14 protein-coding genes are annotated in these 12575 nt (G+C 68.9%); 4 read left to right on the forward strand and 10 right to left on the reverse strand.

Going from position 1 to position 12575, the window contains the following annotated elements:
• Window positions 1–63: 63 nt before the first annotated feature.
• Complete coding sequence (galU, locus tag ACFX59_RS04520; protein ID WP_354294463.1) at window positions 64–924, forward strand: UTP--glucose-1-phosphate uridylyltransferase GalU; 861 nt, start codon at window positions 64–66, stop codon at window positions 922–924.
• 139 nt (window positions 925–1063) lie between these two features.
• On the opposite strand, the gene ACFX59_RS04525 is transcribed toward galU, so the two are convergent.
• The 8 genes from ACFX59_RS04525 to ACFX59_RS04560 are packed head-to-tail and all read right to left on the reverse strand — an operon-like array spanning window position 1064 to window position 7634.
• Complete coding sequence (locus ACFX59_RS04525; protein WP_387430053.1) at window positions 1064–1408, reverse strand: hypothetical protein; 345 nt, start codon at window positions 1406–1408, stop codon at window positions 1064–1066.
• On the reverse strand, window positions 1405–2169 hold the full coding sequence (locus ACFX59_RS04530; RefSeq protein ID WP_307104066.1) for a HesA/MoeB/ThiF family protein: 765 nt from the start codon (window positions 2167–2169) through the stop codon (window positions 1405–1407). The genes ACFX59_RS04525 and ACFX59_RS04530 overlap by 4 nt, the downstream gene beginning before the upstream one ends.
• Window positions 2166–2603: a hypothetical protein gene (locus tag ACFX59_RS04535; protein ID WP_387430055.1), complete on the reverse strand. Its 438-nt coding sequence runs from the start codon at window positions 2601–2603 to the stop codon at window positions 2166–2168. The genes ACFX59_RS04530 and ACFX59_RS04535 overlap by 4 nt, the downstream gene beginning before the upstream one ends.
• Window positions 2600–3049, reverse strand: a complete 450-nt coding sequence (gene dut / locus ACFX59_RS04540; protein ID WP_387430057.1) for a dUTP diphosphatase — start codon at window positions 3047–3049, stop codon at window positions 2600–2602. The genes ACFX59_RS04535 and dut overlap by 4 nt, the downstream gene beginning before the upstream one ends.
• Window positions 3046–4233, reverse strand: a complete 1188-nt coding sequence (coaBC, locus tag ACFX59_RS04545; RefSeq protein ID WP_387430059.1) for a bifunctional phosphopantothenoylcysteine decarboxylase/phosphopantothenate--cysteine ligase CoaBC — start codon at window positions 4231–4233, stop codon at window positions 3046–3048. The genes dut and coaBC overlap by 4 nt, the downstream gene beginning before the upstream one ends.
• On the reverse strand, window positions 4230–5309 hold the full coding sequence (locus tag ACFX59_RS04550) for a hypothetical protein (protein WP_387430061.1): 1080 nt from the start codon (window positions 5307–5309) through the stop codon (window positions 4230–4232). The genes coaBC and ACFX59_RS04550 overlap by 4 nt, the downstream gene beginning before the upstream one ends.
• A gap of 29 nt (window positions 5310–5338) precedes the next feature.
• Window positions 5339–6874, reverse strand: a complete 1536-nt coding sequence (gene ubiB / locus ACFX59_RS04555) for a 2-polyprenylphenol 6-hydroxylase (RefSeq protein WP_387430063.1) — start codon at window positions 6872–6874, stop codon at window positions 5339–5341.
• Between the two features lie 28 nt (window positions 6875–6902).
• Window positions 6903–7634 (reverse strand): class I SAM-dependent methyltransferase, encoded by a 732-nt coding sequence (locus tag ACFX59_RS04560; protein WP_307104077.1) that lies wholly within the window; start codon window positions 7632–7634, stop codon window positions 6903–6905.
• A gap of 79 nt (window positions 7635–7713) precedes the next feature.
• Here ACFX59_RS04560 and mutM point away from each other — a divergent pair, with 79 nt between their 5' ends.
• The 3 genes from mutM to dnaA all read left to right on the forward strand — a co-directional run bounded on the left by mutM (window position 7714) and on the right by dnaA (window position 10912).
• Window positions 7714–8529: a bifunctional DNA-formamidopyrimidine glycosylase/DNA-(apurinic or apyrimidinic site) lyase gene (gene mutM / locus ACFX59_RS04565; protein ID WP_309698460.1), complete on the forward strand. Its 816-nt coding sequence runs from the start codon at window positions 7714–7716 to the stop codon at window positions 8527–8529.
• 87 nt (window positions 8530–8616) lie between these two features.
• Window positions 8617–8880 (forward strand): 30S ribosomal protein S20, encoded by a 264-nt coding sequence (gene rpsT / locus ACFX59_RS04570; RefSeq protein WP_007404699.1) that lies wholly within the window; start codon window positions 8617–8619, stop codon window positions 8878–8880.
• Between the two features lie 469 nt (window positions 8881–9349).
• Window positions 9350–10912: a chromosomal replication initiator protein DnaA gene (gene dnaA, locus ACFX59_RS04575; protein ID WP_354294479.1), complete on the forward strand. Its 1563-nt coding sequence runs from the start codon at window positions 9350–9352 to the stop codon at window positions 10910–10912.
• Window positions 10913–11034: 122 nt separating this feature from the next.
• Here dnaA and ACFX59_RS04580 read toward each other — a convergent pair whose 3' ends face one another.
• Window positions 11035–11565, reverse strand: coding sequence for a topology modulation protein (locus ACFX59_RS04580; protein ID WP_387430067.1), 531 nt, complete (start codon window positions 11563–11565; stop codon window positions 11035–11037).
• Window positions 11565–12572 carry a tryptophan--tRNA ligase gene (gene trpS, locus ACFX59_RS04585; protein WP_309693846.1) on the reverse strand — a complete coding sequence of 336 codons (1008 nt, stop codon included), beginning with the start codon at window positions 12570–12572 and terminating at the stop codon, window positions 11565–11567. The genes ACFX59_RS04580 and trpS overlap by 1 nt, the downstream gene beginning before the upstream one ends.
• Between the last annotated feature and the right edge of the window lie 3 nt (window positions 12573–12575).

Genomic DNA, 12575 nt, shown 5'->3' on the forward strand with positions numbered 1-12575 from the left:
TCATCACGGCACTTTGTTGCAGTGCATGATGCAGATAGGGCCGCTTCGTCCCAGGGAGGTTTCATGACGATCAAGAAAGTTCGCAAAGCGGTTTTCCCGGTGGCCGGGCTCGGTACGCGGTTCCTGCCGGCGACCAAGTCGATGCCCAAGGAAATGCTGACCGTCGTCGACAAGCCGCTGATCCAATATGCGGTCGAGGAAGCGCTGGAAGCGGGGATCGAGCAGATCATCTTCGTCACCGGCCGCGGCAAGGGCGCGCTGGAGGATCATTTCGACATCTCCTACGAACTGGAAGCCACGATGAAGGCGCGCGGCAAGTCGCTCGCCGTGATCGAGGGCATCCGCCAGAAGCCGGGCAGCCCCGTCTATGTCCGCCAGCAGGAGCCGCTGGGCCTGGGTCATGCCGTGTGGTGCGCGCGCGAGATCGTCGGCGACGAGCCGTTCGCGGTGCTGCTGCCCGACGAACTGATGGTCGGCGGCTTCATGAAGCAGATGGTCGAGGCCTATGACAAGGTCGGCGGCAACGTCATCGGCGCGCTGGAAGTGCCCGACAGCGAGACCGACAAATACGGCATCATCTCGCCCGGCAAGCAGGACGGTCGCCTGACCGAGGTGACCGCGCTGGTCGAGAAGCCCAAGGGCAAGGCGCCGTCGAACCTGATGATCCCCGGCCGCTATATCCTCCAGCCCGAGGTCATGCAGATCCTCGATGCGCAGGAGCCGGGCGCGGGCGGGGAGATCCAGCTGACCGACGCGATGGCCAAGCTGATCGGCAACCAGCCCTTCCATGGCTTCACCTTCGACGGCCAGCGTTACGACTGCGGCGACAAGGCGGGCTGGCTGACCGCCAACCTGGCGCTGGGCCTCGCACGCGAGGACATCGGTCCTGCGGTGCGCGAATTCGCCAAGACGCTGCTCGGCTGATCGGCTTCCCGGTGTTTGGAGAAGGGGCGGGGCCGAGAGGCCGCCGCCCCTTTTTCATTCCCTCCCCCGAGCGCCGACTGGGGAGGGGGACCACCGCGTCAGCGATGGTGGCGGGGCTTTGCCGCCCCGGATCGGTCTTTCATCGCCCTCGCCGCGACAGCCAGGCGAAGGTCAGCAGGATCACCGTCGGCCACAGCATCGTCGCCCACATGTCCGACCAGCTGGCGGCCAGATTGCCCTCGTCGGTGGGGTAGAAGGGCTGGAGCAGGTCATAGGCCTCGTTGACCGTCTCGATCGCGAGCACGGTCAGCCAGCACCGCCAGTCCCAGGGCTTGCGCCGCATCGCCAGCGCGGCCAGCACCAGGATCGCCATGCCCGCATGCACATGCAGCGTGCTGTCCGGCAGGCCGGTGACCTGGCCGATCCACCCCTTGTCCCCCGTCCAGTCAAGCCAGCCCGAGGGCGGCCGGGGAGCCCCGCTCATGCCGCCACCGCCGCGCCGGCGCAGCGGCAGCCGGGGTCCTTGGGCAAAGCGAGCGTGCGGAAGCGCAGCGACAGGAGATCGGCGATCAGCACGCTCCCCGCGCTGTCCCGGCCGAAGGGGGCGATGGCGCGCAGCACCTCCAGCGCGGCCAGGCTGCCCATGATGCCCGTCACCGGCCCCAGCACACCGTCATCAGCGCAGGTCAGCCCGGCCTGATCGACCGCGTCGCCGACGAAGCAGCGATAACAGGGCTTGTCGGCTTCCCAGCCGCGATAGGTCGCCAGCTGCCCCTCGAACTGCCCGACCGCCGCCGAGACCAGGGGGATGCGCCGCGACAGCGCGGCGTCGGCCACCGTCAGCCGGGTGGCGAAATTGTCGCATCCGTCGAGCACGACATCGGCGCCGTCGATCAGCGACAGCACGGTGTCGGGCGTCACCCGCGCGCGGTGCGTATCCACCGCGACATGCGGGTTCAGGCGGCGCGCGAAGCGGGCGGCGGCCTCCACCTTGGGCGTGCCGCGATCCTCTGTCGTGAAGATCGTCTGGCGTTGCAGATTGGACGGCTCGACGACATCGTCATCGATCAGGACCAGCGATCCCACCCCGGCGGCGGCGAGATACTGGATGGCGGGGGAGCCGATCCCGCCCGCGCCGATCACCGCGACCCGCGCCTGTTTCAGCCGGAGCTGGCCCCCGCCACCGAACTCGCGCAGCACGATGTGACGGGCATAGCGAGCCAGTTCGTCGTCGGTCAGGATCATCCCGGCCATGTATAGGTGATGACGGTCCGATACCAGCGGTCGCCCTGGCGCATCGGGCGGTACGGCATTTGCCGGATCATCCGCTGTGCCACGCCCGCGCTATATTGCTCGACCGTGGGGCAGCCGATGGCCAGCGGCACCACGCTCTGCGCGCTGCCATCGGCGTTGAGCCAGACCGCCATCGGCACGACCAGCACCACCTGCCCCTCCTCGGTCACCCGGTCGCGCGGGCAACGCCCGGCCTGGACCTCGGCGCGGACGAAGCGGACCATATCCGGCCCGGCGGGCGGCAGGGTGAGGGTGGGAAGCGTGGTCCAGTCGTGCGGCGGCTCGCTGGCGGAGGGCGCCGCCGCCGGGGGCGGGGACTGGGGGGGCGTCGCCTGCGGCGCGACCGACACGGTCTGGAGCGCGAACAGGGTGGCGAGCGCGATCATCGGCCGGTCGATCCGAAACCGCCGCTCCCGCGCTCGGTCGCGTCCAGTTCATCGACTTCGGTCAGCACGGCGCGCTGGACGGGGGCGGGGACGAGCTGTGCGATCCGCTCGCCGCGCACCACCGCAAAGGGCTCGTCGCCCAGATTGGCGAGGATGACCTTCACTTCGCCGCGATAATCCTCGTCGATGGTGCCGGGGGTGTTGAGGCAGGTGATGCCATGCTTGAGCGCCAGGCCCGAGCGCGGGCGCACCTGCACCTCGTAACCCGGCGGAATGGCGATGGCGAAGCCGGTCGCGACGGCGGCGCGCCGTCCGGGCTCCAGCGTCAGCGTCTCGGCTGCGACCACGTCCATCCCGGCCGCGCCGGGCGTGGCATAGCCGGGCAGGGGAAGCCCCTCGCCATGGGGCAAGCGTTTGAGAGCAATCGAAATGGGTGCAAGCGTCATGACCGCGCTTGTAGCGCATCGGCAATGCGTTGCGCGAGCCCCCTGGCGACCGCGTCCTTGCCCATCCGGTCCCAGCTCTCGACGCCGTCGGCGGTGACCAGGTGGATGCTGTTCGCCTCGCCCCCGAACACGTCCGAGGATACGTCATTGGCGACGATCCAGTCGGCGCGCTTGCGGGCGCGCTTGGCGACGGCATGGTCGATCACATGCTCGGTCTCGGCGGCGAAGCCGACAACCAGCGCGGGGCGGTTCGGCGCGGCGGCGACGCTTGCCAATATGTCGGGATTTTCGACCAGCGTCAGGGCAGGGGCCGCGCCGCCGTCCTTCTTGACCTTCTGCCCGGCCGCCTCGACCCGCCAGTCGGCGACCGCGGCGACCATCACCGCGGCATCGGCGGGCAGTGCGGCGGCGACGGCATCGGCCATCTGGCGCGCGGTCTCGACATCGATCCGGTCCACCCCCACGGGCGTCGGCAGCGTTACCGGCCCCGCGACCAGGGTCACGCGCGCACCCAGCCGGGCGAGTGCCTCGGCCATGGCGAAACCCTGCCGCCCCGAGGAGCGGTTGGCGATATAGCGCACGGGGTCGATCGGCTCATGCGTCGGCCCGGCGGTGACAAGGATATGGCGGCCGGTCAGCGGACCGGCCTTGGGGGCCAGCGCGGCCTCGATCGCGGCCAGGATCGCGGGCGGCTCGGGCAGGCGGCCGGGGCCGAACTCGCCGCAGGCCATGGCGCCCTCGTCGGGGGCCATGACGGTCAGCCCGTCCGCGCGCAGCCGCGCGACGTTGCGCTGCGTCGCGGGGTGCTGCCACATGCGGACGTTCATCGCGGGCGCGACCAGCACCGGCGTATCGGTGGCGAGCAGCAGAGTCGTGGCCAGATCATCGGCATGGCCGCCCGCCATCCGTGCCATCAGGTCGGCGGTGGCGGGCGCGACGACGATCAGGTCGGCCTGGCGGCTGAGCTGGATATGCCCCATCTCCGCTTCGTCCTTCAGGTCCCACAGGGTGGTGAAGACCTGATTCTCCGACAGCGCGGCCAGCGTCATCGGGGTGACGAAATGGCTGCCCCCTTCGGTCAGGACACAGCGCACGCCGTGCCCGTTTCGGCGGAGCAGGCGGATTAGCTCGCATGCCTTGTACGCGGCGATGCCGCCGCCGACGATCAACAGGATTTGGCTCATCGCACGACTCGCGTCACGGTGATGCGTCGCCGGTCGCGTGCGGCGGCGATCAACTCGCGAACCGCATCGGGGGCGAAGACGACGCCGAGGAAGAAGATCGGCGACAGGCCCAGCACCATGGCGGGCGACCCCGTCACCAGCGCCAGCGCCGCATAGACCGCCATGGTCGCGACCGCCCGTCGCGCCACGGGTTGCCGCCAATGCGCCCAGCCGAGCGCGGCCAGCACCGCCAGCGGCACGACCATGCTGATCGGCAGGCCGCCGACCGGCTGCGCCGCCGCGATCGACGCGATCAGCGTGCCGGGCGCGATCGGATGGACCGGGCCGTCCATCGCCGGGTCGATCGCGGTCACCATGCCGTGCAGCGCATGCGCATGCGCCGCCAGCACCAGCAGCGCGACCGCCAGCGCGGTCATCCATCCGATCGCCTCGCGCCGCGCGCCTGCCCGCGCCGCCAGCACCAGCATGACGACGGCATAGGGCAGCGCCATCGGGGTCAGGATCATCGCGACCAGCCCCAGCGCCACCGCGCTCAGGCCCGCCTCGGGCCGTCGCTGGACCAGCGACAGCGCGATCAGCACCCCCGCCCAGCCTTCGGGCGTGGTCACCATCGGCAGGTTGGGAAGCGGGAAGAAGCCCGCGATCAGCAGGATCGCCGCCAGCCCGATCGCGATCCGCCCCTCCAGCACCGGCACGATCCGCCGCAGCCACCCCATGACCAGCCCGACGCCCAGCATCATCATGCCCGCATGCCACACCAGCGGCGGCAGGGCGGCCAGCGTGACGAACAGCGCGGGCAGCGGAACCGCCAGCAACGCGGGGCGAAGCGCCCGGCCATTCTCGCGCAAAGCGTCGAGCGCGGCCGGATAGAAGGACTGGCCGTGCCGCACATGGTCGAGGATCGCCATGGTCACCGGCGACAGCCGCTCGGCCACCGGCTCGAAGGCGCCCTGCGTGGCATAGCCGATCGCGACCAGCAGGATCAGCAGCGCCAGCACCGCGCGCGCCACCATGGGCGACACGCCCGTCATCCGCCCCGGCTGGCCCAGCCAGAGCGGCCGCGACAGGCGGCGCACGGGAACAGGCGGCGCGCTGCCCGGCATTCCTACCGAAGCACGGCCAGGGTTGCCGCGACCCCGACCGCCGCCGAGGCCATGGACAGCAGCGCATAGCGCCAGCCGCCGCCGATCCGCACGACCTCGATCTCCTTGAGCGGCGGGGCGGGCGGCTCGCCGCCGGGGGCGGGGTAGCGCGCCTCGATCCGGCGGACCAGTTCGGGCAGGCGGGCGAGCGTCTGCACATCCTCGATCAGGCGATCGGCGATCTTGGCCTCGGGGCCCAGTTCGGTGCGGATCCATTCGCGCACGAAGGGCGCGGCCGAGTCCCACAGGTTGATGTCGGGGTCGAGGCTGGTCGCCACGCCCTCGACCATCACCATGGTCTTTTGCAGCAGCAGCAGATGCGGCTGCGTCACCATGTCGAAATCGCGGGTGATCGAGAACAGGCCGTCCAGCATCATGCCGATCGACATGTCCTTGACCGGCAGCCCCCGCATCGGCTCGCCCACGGCACGTAGGGCGGTGGCGAACTCGGCGACATTGTGGTGCGCGGGCACATAGCCCGCCTCGAAATGAATCTCCGCGACGCGCTTATAGTTGCCGGTGATCAGGCCATAGAGAATCTCGGCCAGCCAGACCCGAGCACGCCGGTCGATCCGGCCCATGATGCCGAAGTCGATCGCGGCGATCTTGTTGCCGGGCAGGGCGAAGAGATTGCCCTGGTGCATGTCGGCATGGAAGAAGCCCTCCGCGATCGCCTGGCGCAGGAACGCGCGTACCAGCGTCTGGGCGAGGTGCGGCAGGTCATACCCCGCCTCGACCAGCGCCTGCCGGTTGGACAGCTTGATCCCGTCGATCCATTCGACCGTCAGCACCTTGGCGGTCGAGCGCGCCCAGTCGATCTGGGGCACGACGAAATCGGGTTCGGCGGTCATCGCCTCGGCGAGTTCGGAGGCCGAGGCGGCCTCGCGCCGGAAGTTGAGTTCGCGCAGCGTCCAGCGGCGGAAATTCTCGACCGTCAGGCGCGGGCGAAGCCGGGCGGCCTCGCCGCTCATCCCCTCGACCTGCGCGGCGGCCCATTGATAGGTGTCGATGGCGCGGGTGAAGTCCTCCTCCACGCCGGGGCGCAGCACCTTGACCGCGACCGTCCGGCCATCGGTCGTGACCGCCCGGTGCACCTGCGCGATCGAGGCGGCCCCGACCGGCGTCTCCTCGATCGAGGTGAAGAAATGCGAAGGCGGGCGGCCCATGCTGGCCTCCATCGCGGCGCAGATCGTCGCGAAGGGGACGGGGGGCAGCTGGTCCTGGAGCCGCAGCAGATCCTGCGCGGCCTCTTCGCCGACCAGATCGGGGCGGGTGGCCAGCGTCTGGCCCAGCTTGATCGCTGCCGGGCCGATCGCCTGGAAGGCATCGGCATAGGCGGGCTGGGCGGGCACGCGCGCGCCGAATCGCGCGACACGCGCCAGCCGCCGCACGGGGACGGGCGTGTTGGGATCGCGCTCGATACCCCGCAGCGCGCCATGCCGCGCCAGCGTCCGCCCCCATTTGAGCAGACGCCAGAGATGCACCACCGGCTGGGTCACAGGGCGTACCCGCCCATGCCTGGCTGCATCAAATCTTCCAGCCCGAATGGATCGCGACCAGGCCGCCCATGATCGGTTCGACCTTGGTCTCGACGAAGCCCGCCTCGCGGATCATCCGCTCGAAGGTCGGCATGTCGGGGAAGCGGCGGATCGATTCGATCAGATAGCGATAGCTGTCGGCATCGCCCGCCAGCATCTGGCCCAGCTTGGGGACCAGCTTGTGCGAATAGGCGTCATAGACTTCCGAAAAGCCCGGCCAGACGGTGGTCGAGAATTCCAGGCAGAAGAAGCGTCCGCCACGGCGCAGCACGCGGTGCGCTTCCTTGAGCGCGGCCGGGATGTCGGTGACGTTCCGGATGCCGAACGCGATCGTATAGGCATCGAAGAATTTGTCGGGGAAGGTCAGGACTTCGGCATTGGCCTCGGTCCAGACCAGGCCGTCGATGCCGCGATCCTGCGCACGCTTCATGCCGACTTCCAGCATCGCCGGATTGATGTCGGCGACCGTGATGCTGGCGCCCGATTCGGCCAAGCGGAAGGCGATGTCGCCCGTGCCGCCCGCCATGTCGAGAATCTGGTCGCTGGCGCGCGGCTTCACCCGGCGGACGAAGCGATCCTTCCACAGCCGGTGCATGCCGCCCGACATGGCGTCGTTCATCAGGTCGTATTTGGAGGCGACGTTGGTGAAGACCCCGCCGACACGGGCAGCCTTCTCGTCGCGGGGCACATCTTCATAGCCGAAGGAGACGGTATCGCTCATGGACTTGCCCTAGCCCGGCCTTGCTGGCGGGGCAAACGCTACCTAGCTGTTTGGGCGACGAAAGCCATTCAGAGGGACGATGCCCGAACTTCCCGAGGTCGAAACCACCGTGCGCGGCCTGACGCCGGTGCTGGCGGGCGAGCGGTTGACGCTGGTCGAGCCGCGCCGCGCCGACCTGCGTCGCCCGTTCCCCGCCGAACTGCGCCAGCGGATGACGGGCGCGACGGTCACGGCGCTGGGGCGGCGCGCCAAATACGGCCTGATCGACACCGATCGGGGCGATACCATGGTCTTCCACCTGGGCATGTCGGGCCGCTGGCGGATCGATCCGGGCGAGCCGCTGGTCCATGACCATCTGCTGCTGGAGACGGGGGCGGGGCGGCGGCTGGCGCTGAACGATCCCCGGCGATTCGGTTTCGTCGATCTGTGGCCGACCGCCGAACTCGCGGGCTATCCGCCGTTCCTCGCCATGGGGCCCGAGCCGCTGGGGCCCGACTTCACCGCCGATTATCTGGCGACGGCGCTGGAGGGGCGCGCGGCCCCGATCAAGGCGATGCTGCTCGACCAGCGAATCGTCGCGGGCCTGGGCAATATCTATGTGTGCGAGGCGTTGCACATGGCGCGGATCACGCCGGGGCGCGCGGCCGGGCAGATTTCGCGGACGCGACTCGTGCGGCTGGTCGAGGCGATCCGGGCGGTGCTGGAGGCCGCGATCCTGGCGGGCGGATCGTCGCTGCGCGATTATGTCCGCCCCGATGGCGAACTGGGCTATTTCTCGAAGGAGTGGCGGGTCTATGGTCGCGAGGGCGAGGCCTGCGAATGCGGGGCGATCGTCCGGCGCCGGACCGATTCGGGGCGGTCGACTTTCTGGTGTGCGACCTGCCAGCGGAGTTGACGACCGTCGCGCCAAGGTTTAAGGGGCGCGGCTTCAAAGCTGGTGCGTCGCGCCGCTATTCCTTTTGATCGAAATTTAGAGGTTTTCATGGCGAACACGCCGCAGGCCAAAAAGCGTATCCGTCGCAACGAACGTCGCGCCGTCATCAACGGCAACCGCGTCAGCCGCATCCGTACCTTCGTGAAGAAGGTCGAAGCCGCCCTGGCCGCCGGTGACAAGGAAACCGCGACGGTCGCTCTGGCCGCGGCGCAGCCCGAAATGGCGCGTGGCGTTGCCAAGGGTGTGCTGCACAAGAACACCGTGGCGCGCAAGTTCTCGCGCCTGACCAAGCGCATCGCCGCGCTGGCCTAAGCCTCTCAAAGCGACGAACGAAACCCGCCGGGGGCGGTCCCCCGGCGGGTTTTTTCGTGCGCCTGTCCCGGGTTAACGCATCGATTCCGTATCGGGCGGCGGGAACAAATCCGCGCTTTGCCGAACCCTAGGATTCTCCGCGATTCGACTAGATCGGGTCCGGGGAAGGCTTTCGTGCGCCTTGGTTAATTTGTAGCGATTTCCGTGGGTTACGAGATAATTGAACGGGTTTCTGCGGGCTTTTGCCTGTCAATCCGGTTTATTTCAGATTTATGGCCGGACACGGTCTTGATCAGACCCCACCATGGCTCATAATCGGTATCCCAGCAGCGGCGTTACGTCGCCGCGTCATGGAAATAGCAAGGTGACAGGACCGGGCCGAATCCCCTCGATTCGCTCCAGGGACGTCCTGTCGCCAAGTGAAACAGGGTCGGCCGTCAGCGGCGGCCGGTGAGTATGGAGTGCGCGGGTGACGAATTGGCAGGCAACGCGACCGACGTCGGACCAGGCTCGTGCCTGGGCGCGCGTCCGCGCGAACCTGCGCGAATCGGCAGGTGCGCGGCTGTTCGACCAGTGGCTCAAGCCCATGGAGCTGATCGAGGGCGATGAGCCCGACACGGTCCGCCTGGCGCTTCCCTCGGCCTTTGCGACCAACTGGGTGCGCAGCCATTATGCGGATCGGCTCCACCTGGAATTCAAGGCGGTGCTGCCCGAGGTCCGCTCGGTCGTCATCGAAACCCGCGCGCCCAGCCGCACCGCACGGCTGACCAGCGCGGACACGCTCGACGTCGTGACCCCGCTGCGTGCGGTCGCCGCCCCGCGTGTCGAGGAGGCCGCGCCGCCCGCCGAGCAGCCGTCGCTGTTCGCGGTTCCGGCCGAGCCGGTGGCCGCGCCCCCCGCACCGTCACGGGCGCGCGCGCCGCGTGCGGCCCCCGCCGCCGCACCGCATCCGGTCGCTCAGGAGGCCGCTCCCGCGACCACCGCCGCGCCGGCGATTCGGGTGACGAGCGACCGCCCGCCGCTCGACCCGCGCCTGACCTTCGACCGATTCGTGGTCGATTCGTCGAACCGGGTCGCGTTCAACGCCGCGCTGTCGCTCGCCGAACCGGGCCCGCCGCGCTTCAGCCCGCTCTTCCTCCATGGCGGCACCGGGCAGGGCAAGACCCATCTGATGCATGCCATAGCGCATGCCTTTCTCGAATCGCATCCCGAGGCGGTCGTGCTGTGCATGTCGGCCGAGCGGTTCATGTTCGATTTCGTCGCCGCGATGCGCGCGCGCGACACGCACAGCTTCAAGTCGCGGCTGCGCTCGGCCGACCTGCTGCTGATCGACGATCTCCAGTTCATCGCGGGCAAGGATTCGACGCAGGAAGAATTCTTCCACACGGTCAACGAGCTGGTCGGCGCGGGCAAGCGGCTGGTCATCTCGGCCGATCGTTCGCCCCAGTCGCTCGACGGGGTGGAGCCGCGTATCATCGGTCGCCTGGGCGCCGGGCTGGTCGCGGACATCAAGGCGCCCGACCTGACGCTGCGCCGCACGATCCTGAACCGCAAGGTCGCCGACTTGCCCGAGAATGTCCCCAACGACGTGCTCGACCTGCTCGCGTCGCGGATTCGCGGCAATATCCGCGAGCTGGAGGGCGCGCTGAACCGCGTCGTCGCCTATGCGCAGCTGACCGGCGACAAGATCGACCTGGAATTCGCCGTGGCGACGCTGGGCGAGGTGCTGCGCGGTGCCCAGCGGCGAATCACCATCGACGAGATTCAGAAGCTGGTGAGCCGCCATTTTGAGCTCAAGCCGCTCGACCTGGTCTCGGCCCGCCGCGCCCGCGCGATCGCGCGTCCGCGCCAGATCGCCATGTATCTCGCCAAGCGCCTGACCACCCGCTCGCTGCCCGAGATCGGCCGCAAGTTCGGGGGGCGCGACCATTCGACCGTGATCTATGCGGTGCGCAAGATCGAGGAACTGCGCGATACCGACCGCGATATCGACAATGCGGTGCGGGTGCTGATGAAGGAACTGGAGGGCTGAGGTTCCGTCGGGCGGGGTGGGGCGTGGCCTTCGACTTCGCTCAGGCTGAACGGCTGTTGGAACGGGGTTTGTTTCCCTCGCTCCGTTCAGCCTGAGCGAAGTCGAAGGCCACGCCCGTCCATTCACCCCAGATCGGCCAGCACACGCTCGAGCGTCGGCGCCCGCTCATAGCGGATCACCCGCTCCCCGGCGGGCCTCAGCACCTGCACGATCCCCGGCCGCACGGCGCGTCGCCATCGCCAGCCATATATCAGGAACGCCAGATCCAGCCGTTCGGGGCATCCGGGCGCGCTATCGGGCCGGACCTGCCCACGATAGCGTGCCACGCGCCGCAGGATACGCGGCATGGTCACGCGGCGCGGCAGATCGAGCAGGATGATCCGATCCGCGTGCGCCAGTCGTTCGCCAATCGCAGGCCCATAGCGGGCATGGGAATAATTGCCGTCGATGACCCATCGGGGTTGCGCGGCGATCGCCGCCAGATCGGCGATGAACGCCTCTCTCGGCCGGGCGACCCAGCCGGGACCATGAAACAGTGCATCGGCATGCCAGACGGGCAGGGCCAGGCGTTCGCCCAATTGGCGGGCCAGCGTCGACTTGCCGCTGCCCGGCGGCCCCATCACCATGATGCGGGTGACGGGGCCGGGGGTCATCAGATTTGCAGGCCCATGGTCCGCTGCACGTCGAGCAGCATCGGTGCGGCCAGATCGCGGGCCTTCTCGGCGCCACGCTCCAGGATGCGCCCTACCTCGCCGCGATCGTCGAGCAACCGGGTCAGCCGCTCGCGGATCGGACCCAGCGTCGCGACCGCCAGGTCGGCCAGCTCGGGCTTGAACGCGCCGAAGCCCTGGCCCGCAAACTGCGCCAGCACATCGGCGGGCGCGCGGTCCGCCATCGCGGCATAGATGGTGATCAGGTTGCGCGCCTCGGGGCGGCCCTCCAGCCCCTCCAGCGTCTCGGGCAGGACGTCGGGGTCGGTCTTGGCCTTGCGGAATTTCTCGGCGATCTGGTCGTCGCTGTCGATCAGCTTGACCAGTGACATCTCCGACGGGTTGGACTTGGACATCTTGGCCGATCCGTCGCGCAGGGACATGATGCGCGGCGCGGCGGCGCTGATCAGCGGTTCGGGCAGGGTGAAGACCTCGCGGCCATAGTCGTTGTTGAACTTGGTCGCGATGTCGCGGGCCAGCTCCAGATGCTGCTTCTGGTCCTCGCCCACCGGCACATGGGTGGCGTTGTAGAGCAGCACGTCGGCGGCCATCAGCACCGGATAGTCGTACAGGCCGACGCTGGCGCCCTCGCGGTTCTTGCCCGCCTTGTCCTTGAACTGGGTCATGCGGTTCAGCCAGCCGACCCGCGCGACATTGTTGAGCAGCCAGCCCAGCTCGCTATGCGCCGGCACCCGCGTCTGGTTGAACAGGATCGAGCGTTCGGGATCGATCCCGGCCGCGATCAGGGTCGCGGTCATCTCGATGGTGTTGGCCGCCATCGCCTCGGGCGCGATCCACTCGGTCAGGCCGTGCAGGTCGGCGATGAAGTACATCGTCTCGCCGCCTTGCGCCTGGATCTGGTCCTGCATCGCCACCCACTGCTTCACGGCGCCCAGATAATTGCCGAGATGAAGGTTGCCCGTGGGCTTGATGCCGGAAACGACGCGCATGAT

The organism is Sphingomonas sp. NCPPB 2930 (assembly GCF_042867205.1).
Classification (GTDB): Bacteria; Pseudomonadota; Alphaproteobacteria; order Sphingomonadales; family Sphingomonadaceae; genus Sphingomonas.

Coding starts and splice junctions, on each gene's coding strand:
- rpsT (WP_007404699.1), top strand. CDS start 8,617: ATGGCGAACACGCCGCAGGCCAAAAAGCGTATCCGTCGCAACGAACGT.
- dut (WP_387430057.1), bottom strand. CDS start 3,049: ATGACGCTTGCACCCATTTCGATTGCTCTCAAACGCTTGCCCCATGGC.
- ACFX59_RS04525 (WP_387430053.1), bottom strand. CDS start 1,408: ATGAGCGGGGCTCCCCGGCCGCCCTCGGGCTGGCTTGACTGGACGGGG.
- trpS (WP_309693846.1), bottom strand. CDS start 12,572: ATGCGCGTCGTTTCCGGCATCAAGCCCACGGGCAACCTTCATCTCGGC.
- ACFX59_RS04535 (WP_387430055.1), bottom strand. CDS start 2,603: ATGATCGCGCTCGCCACCCTGTTCGCGCTCCAGACCGTGTCGGTCGCG.
- coaBC (WP_387430059.1), bottom strand. CDS start 4,233: ATGAGCCAAATCCTGTTGATCGTCGGCGGCGGCATCGCCGCGTACAAG.
- ACFX59_RS04530 (WP_307104066.1), bottom strand. CDS start 2,169: ATGATCCTGACCGACGACGAACTGGCTCGCTATGCCCGTCACATCGTG.
- ACFX59_RS04560 (WP_307104077.1), bottom strand. CDS start 7,634: ATGAGCGATACCGTCTCCTTCGGCTATGAAGATGTGCCCCGCGACGAG.
- mutM (WP_309698460.1), top strand. CDS start 7,714: ATGCCCGAACTTCCCGAGGTCGAAACCACCGTGCGCGGCCTGACGCCG.
- galU (WP_354294463.1), top strand. CDS start 64: ATGACGATCAAGAAAGTTCGCAAAGCGGTTTTCCCGGTGGCCGGGCTC.
- ACFX59_RS04580 (WP_387430067.1), bottom strand. CDS start 11,565: ATGACCCCCGGCCCCGTCACCCGCATCATGGTGATGGGGCCGCCGGGC.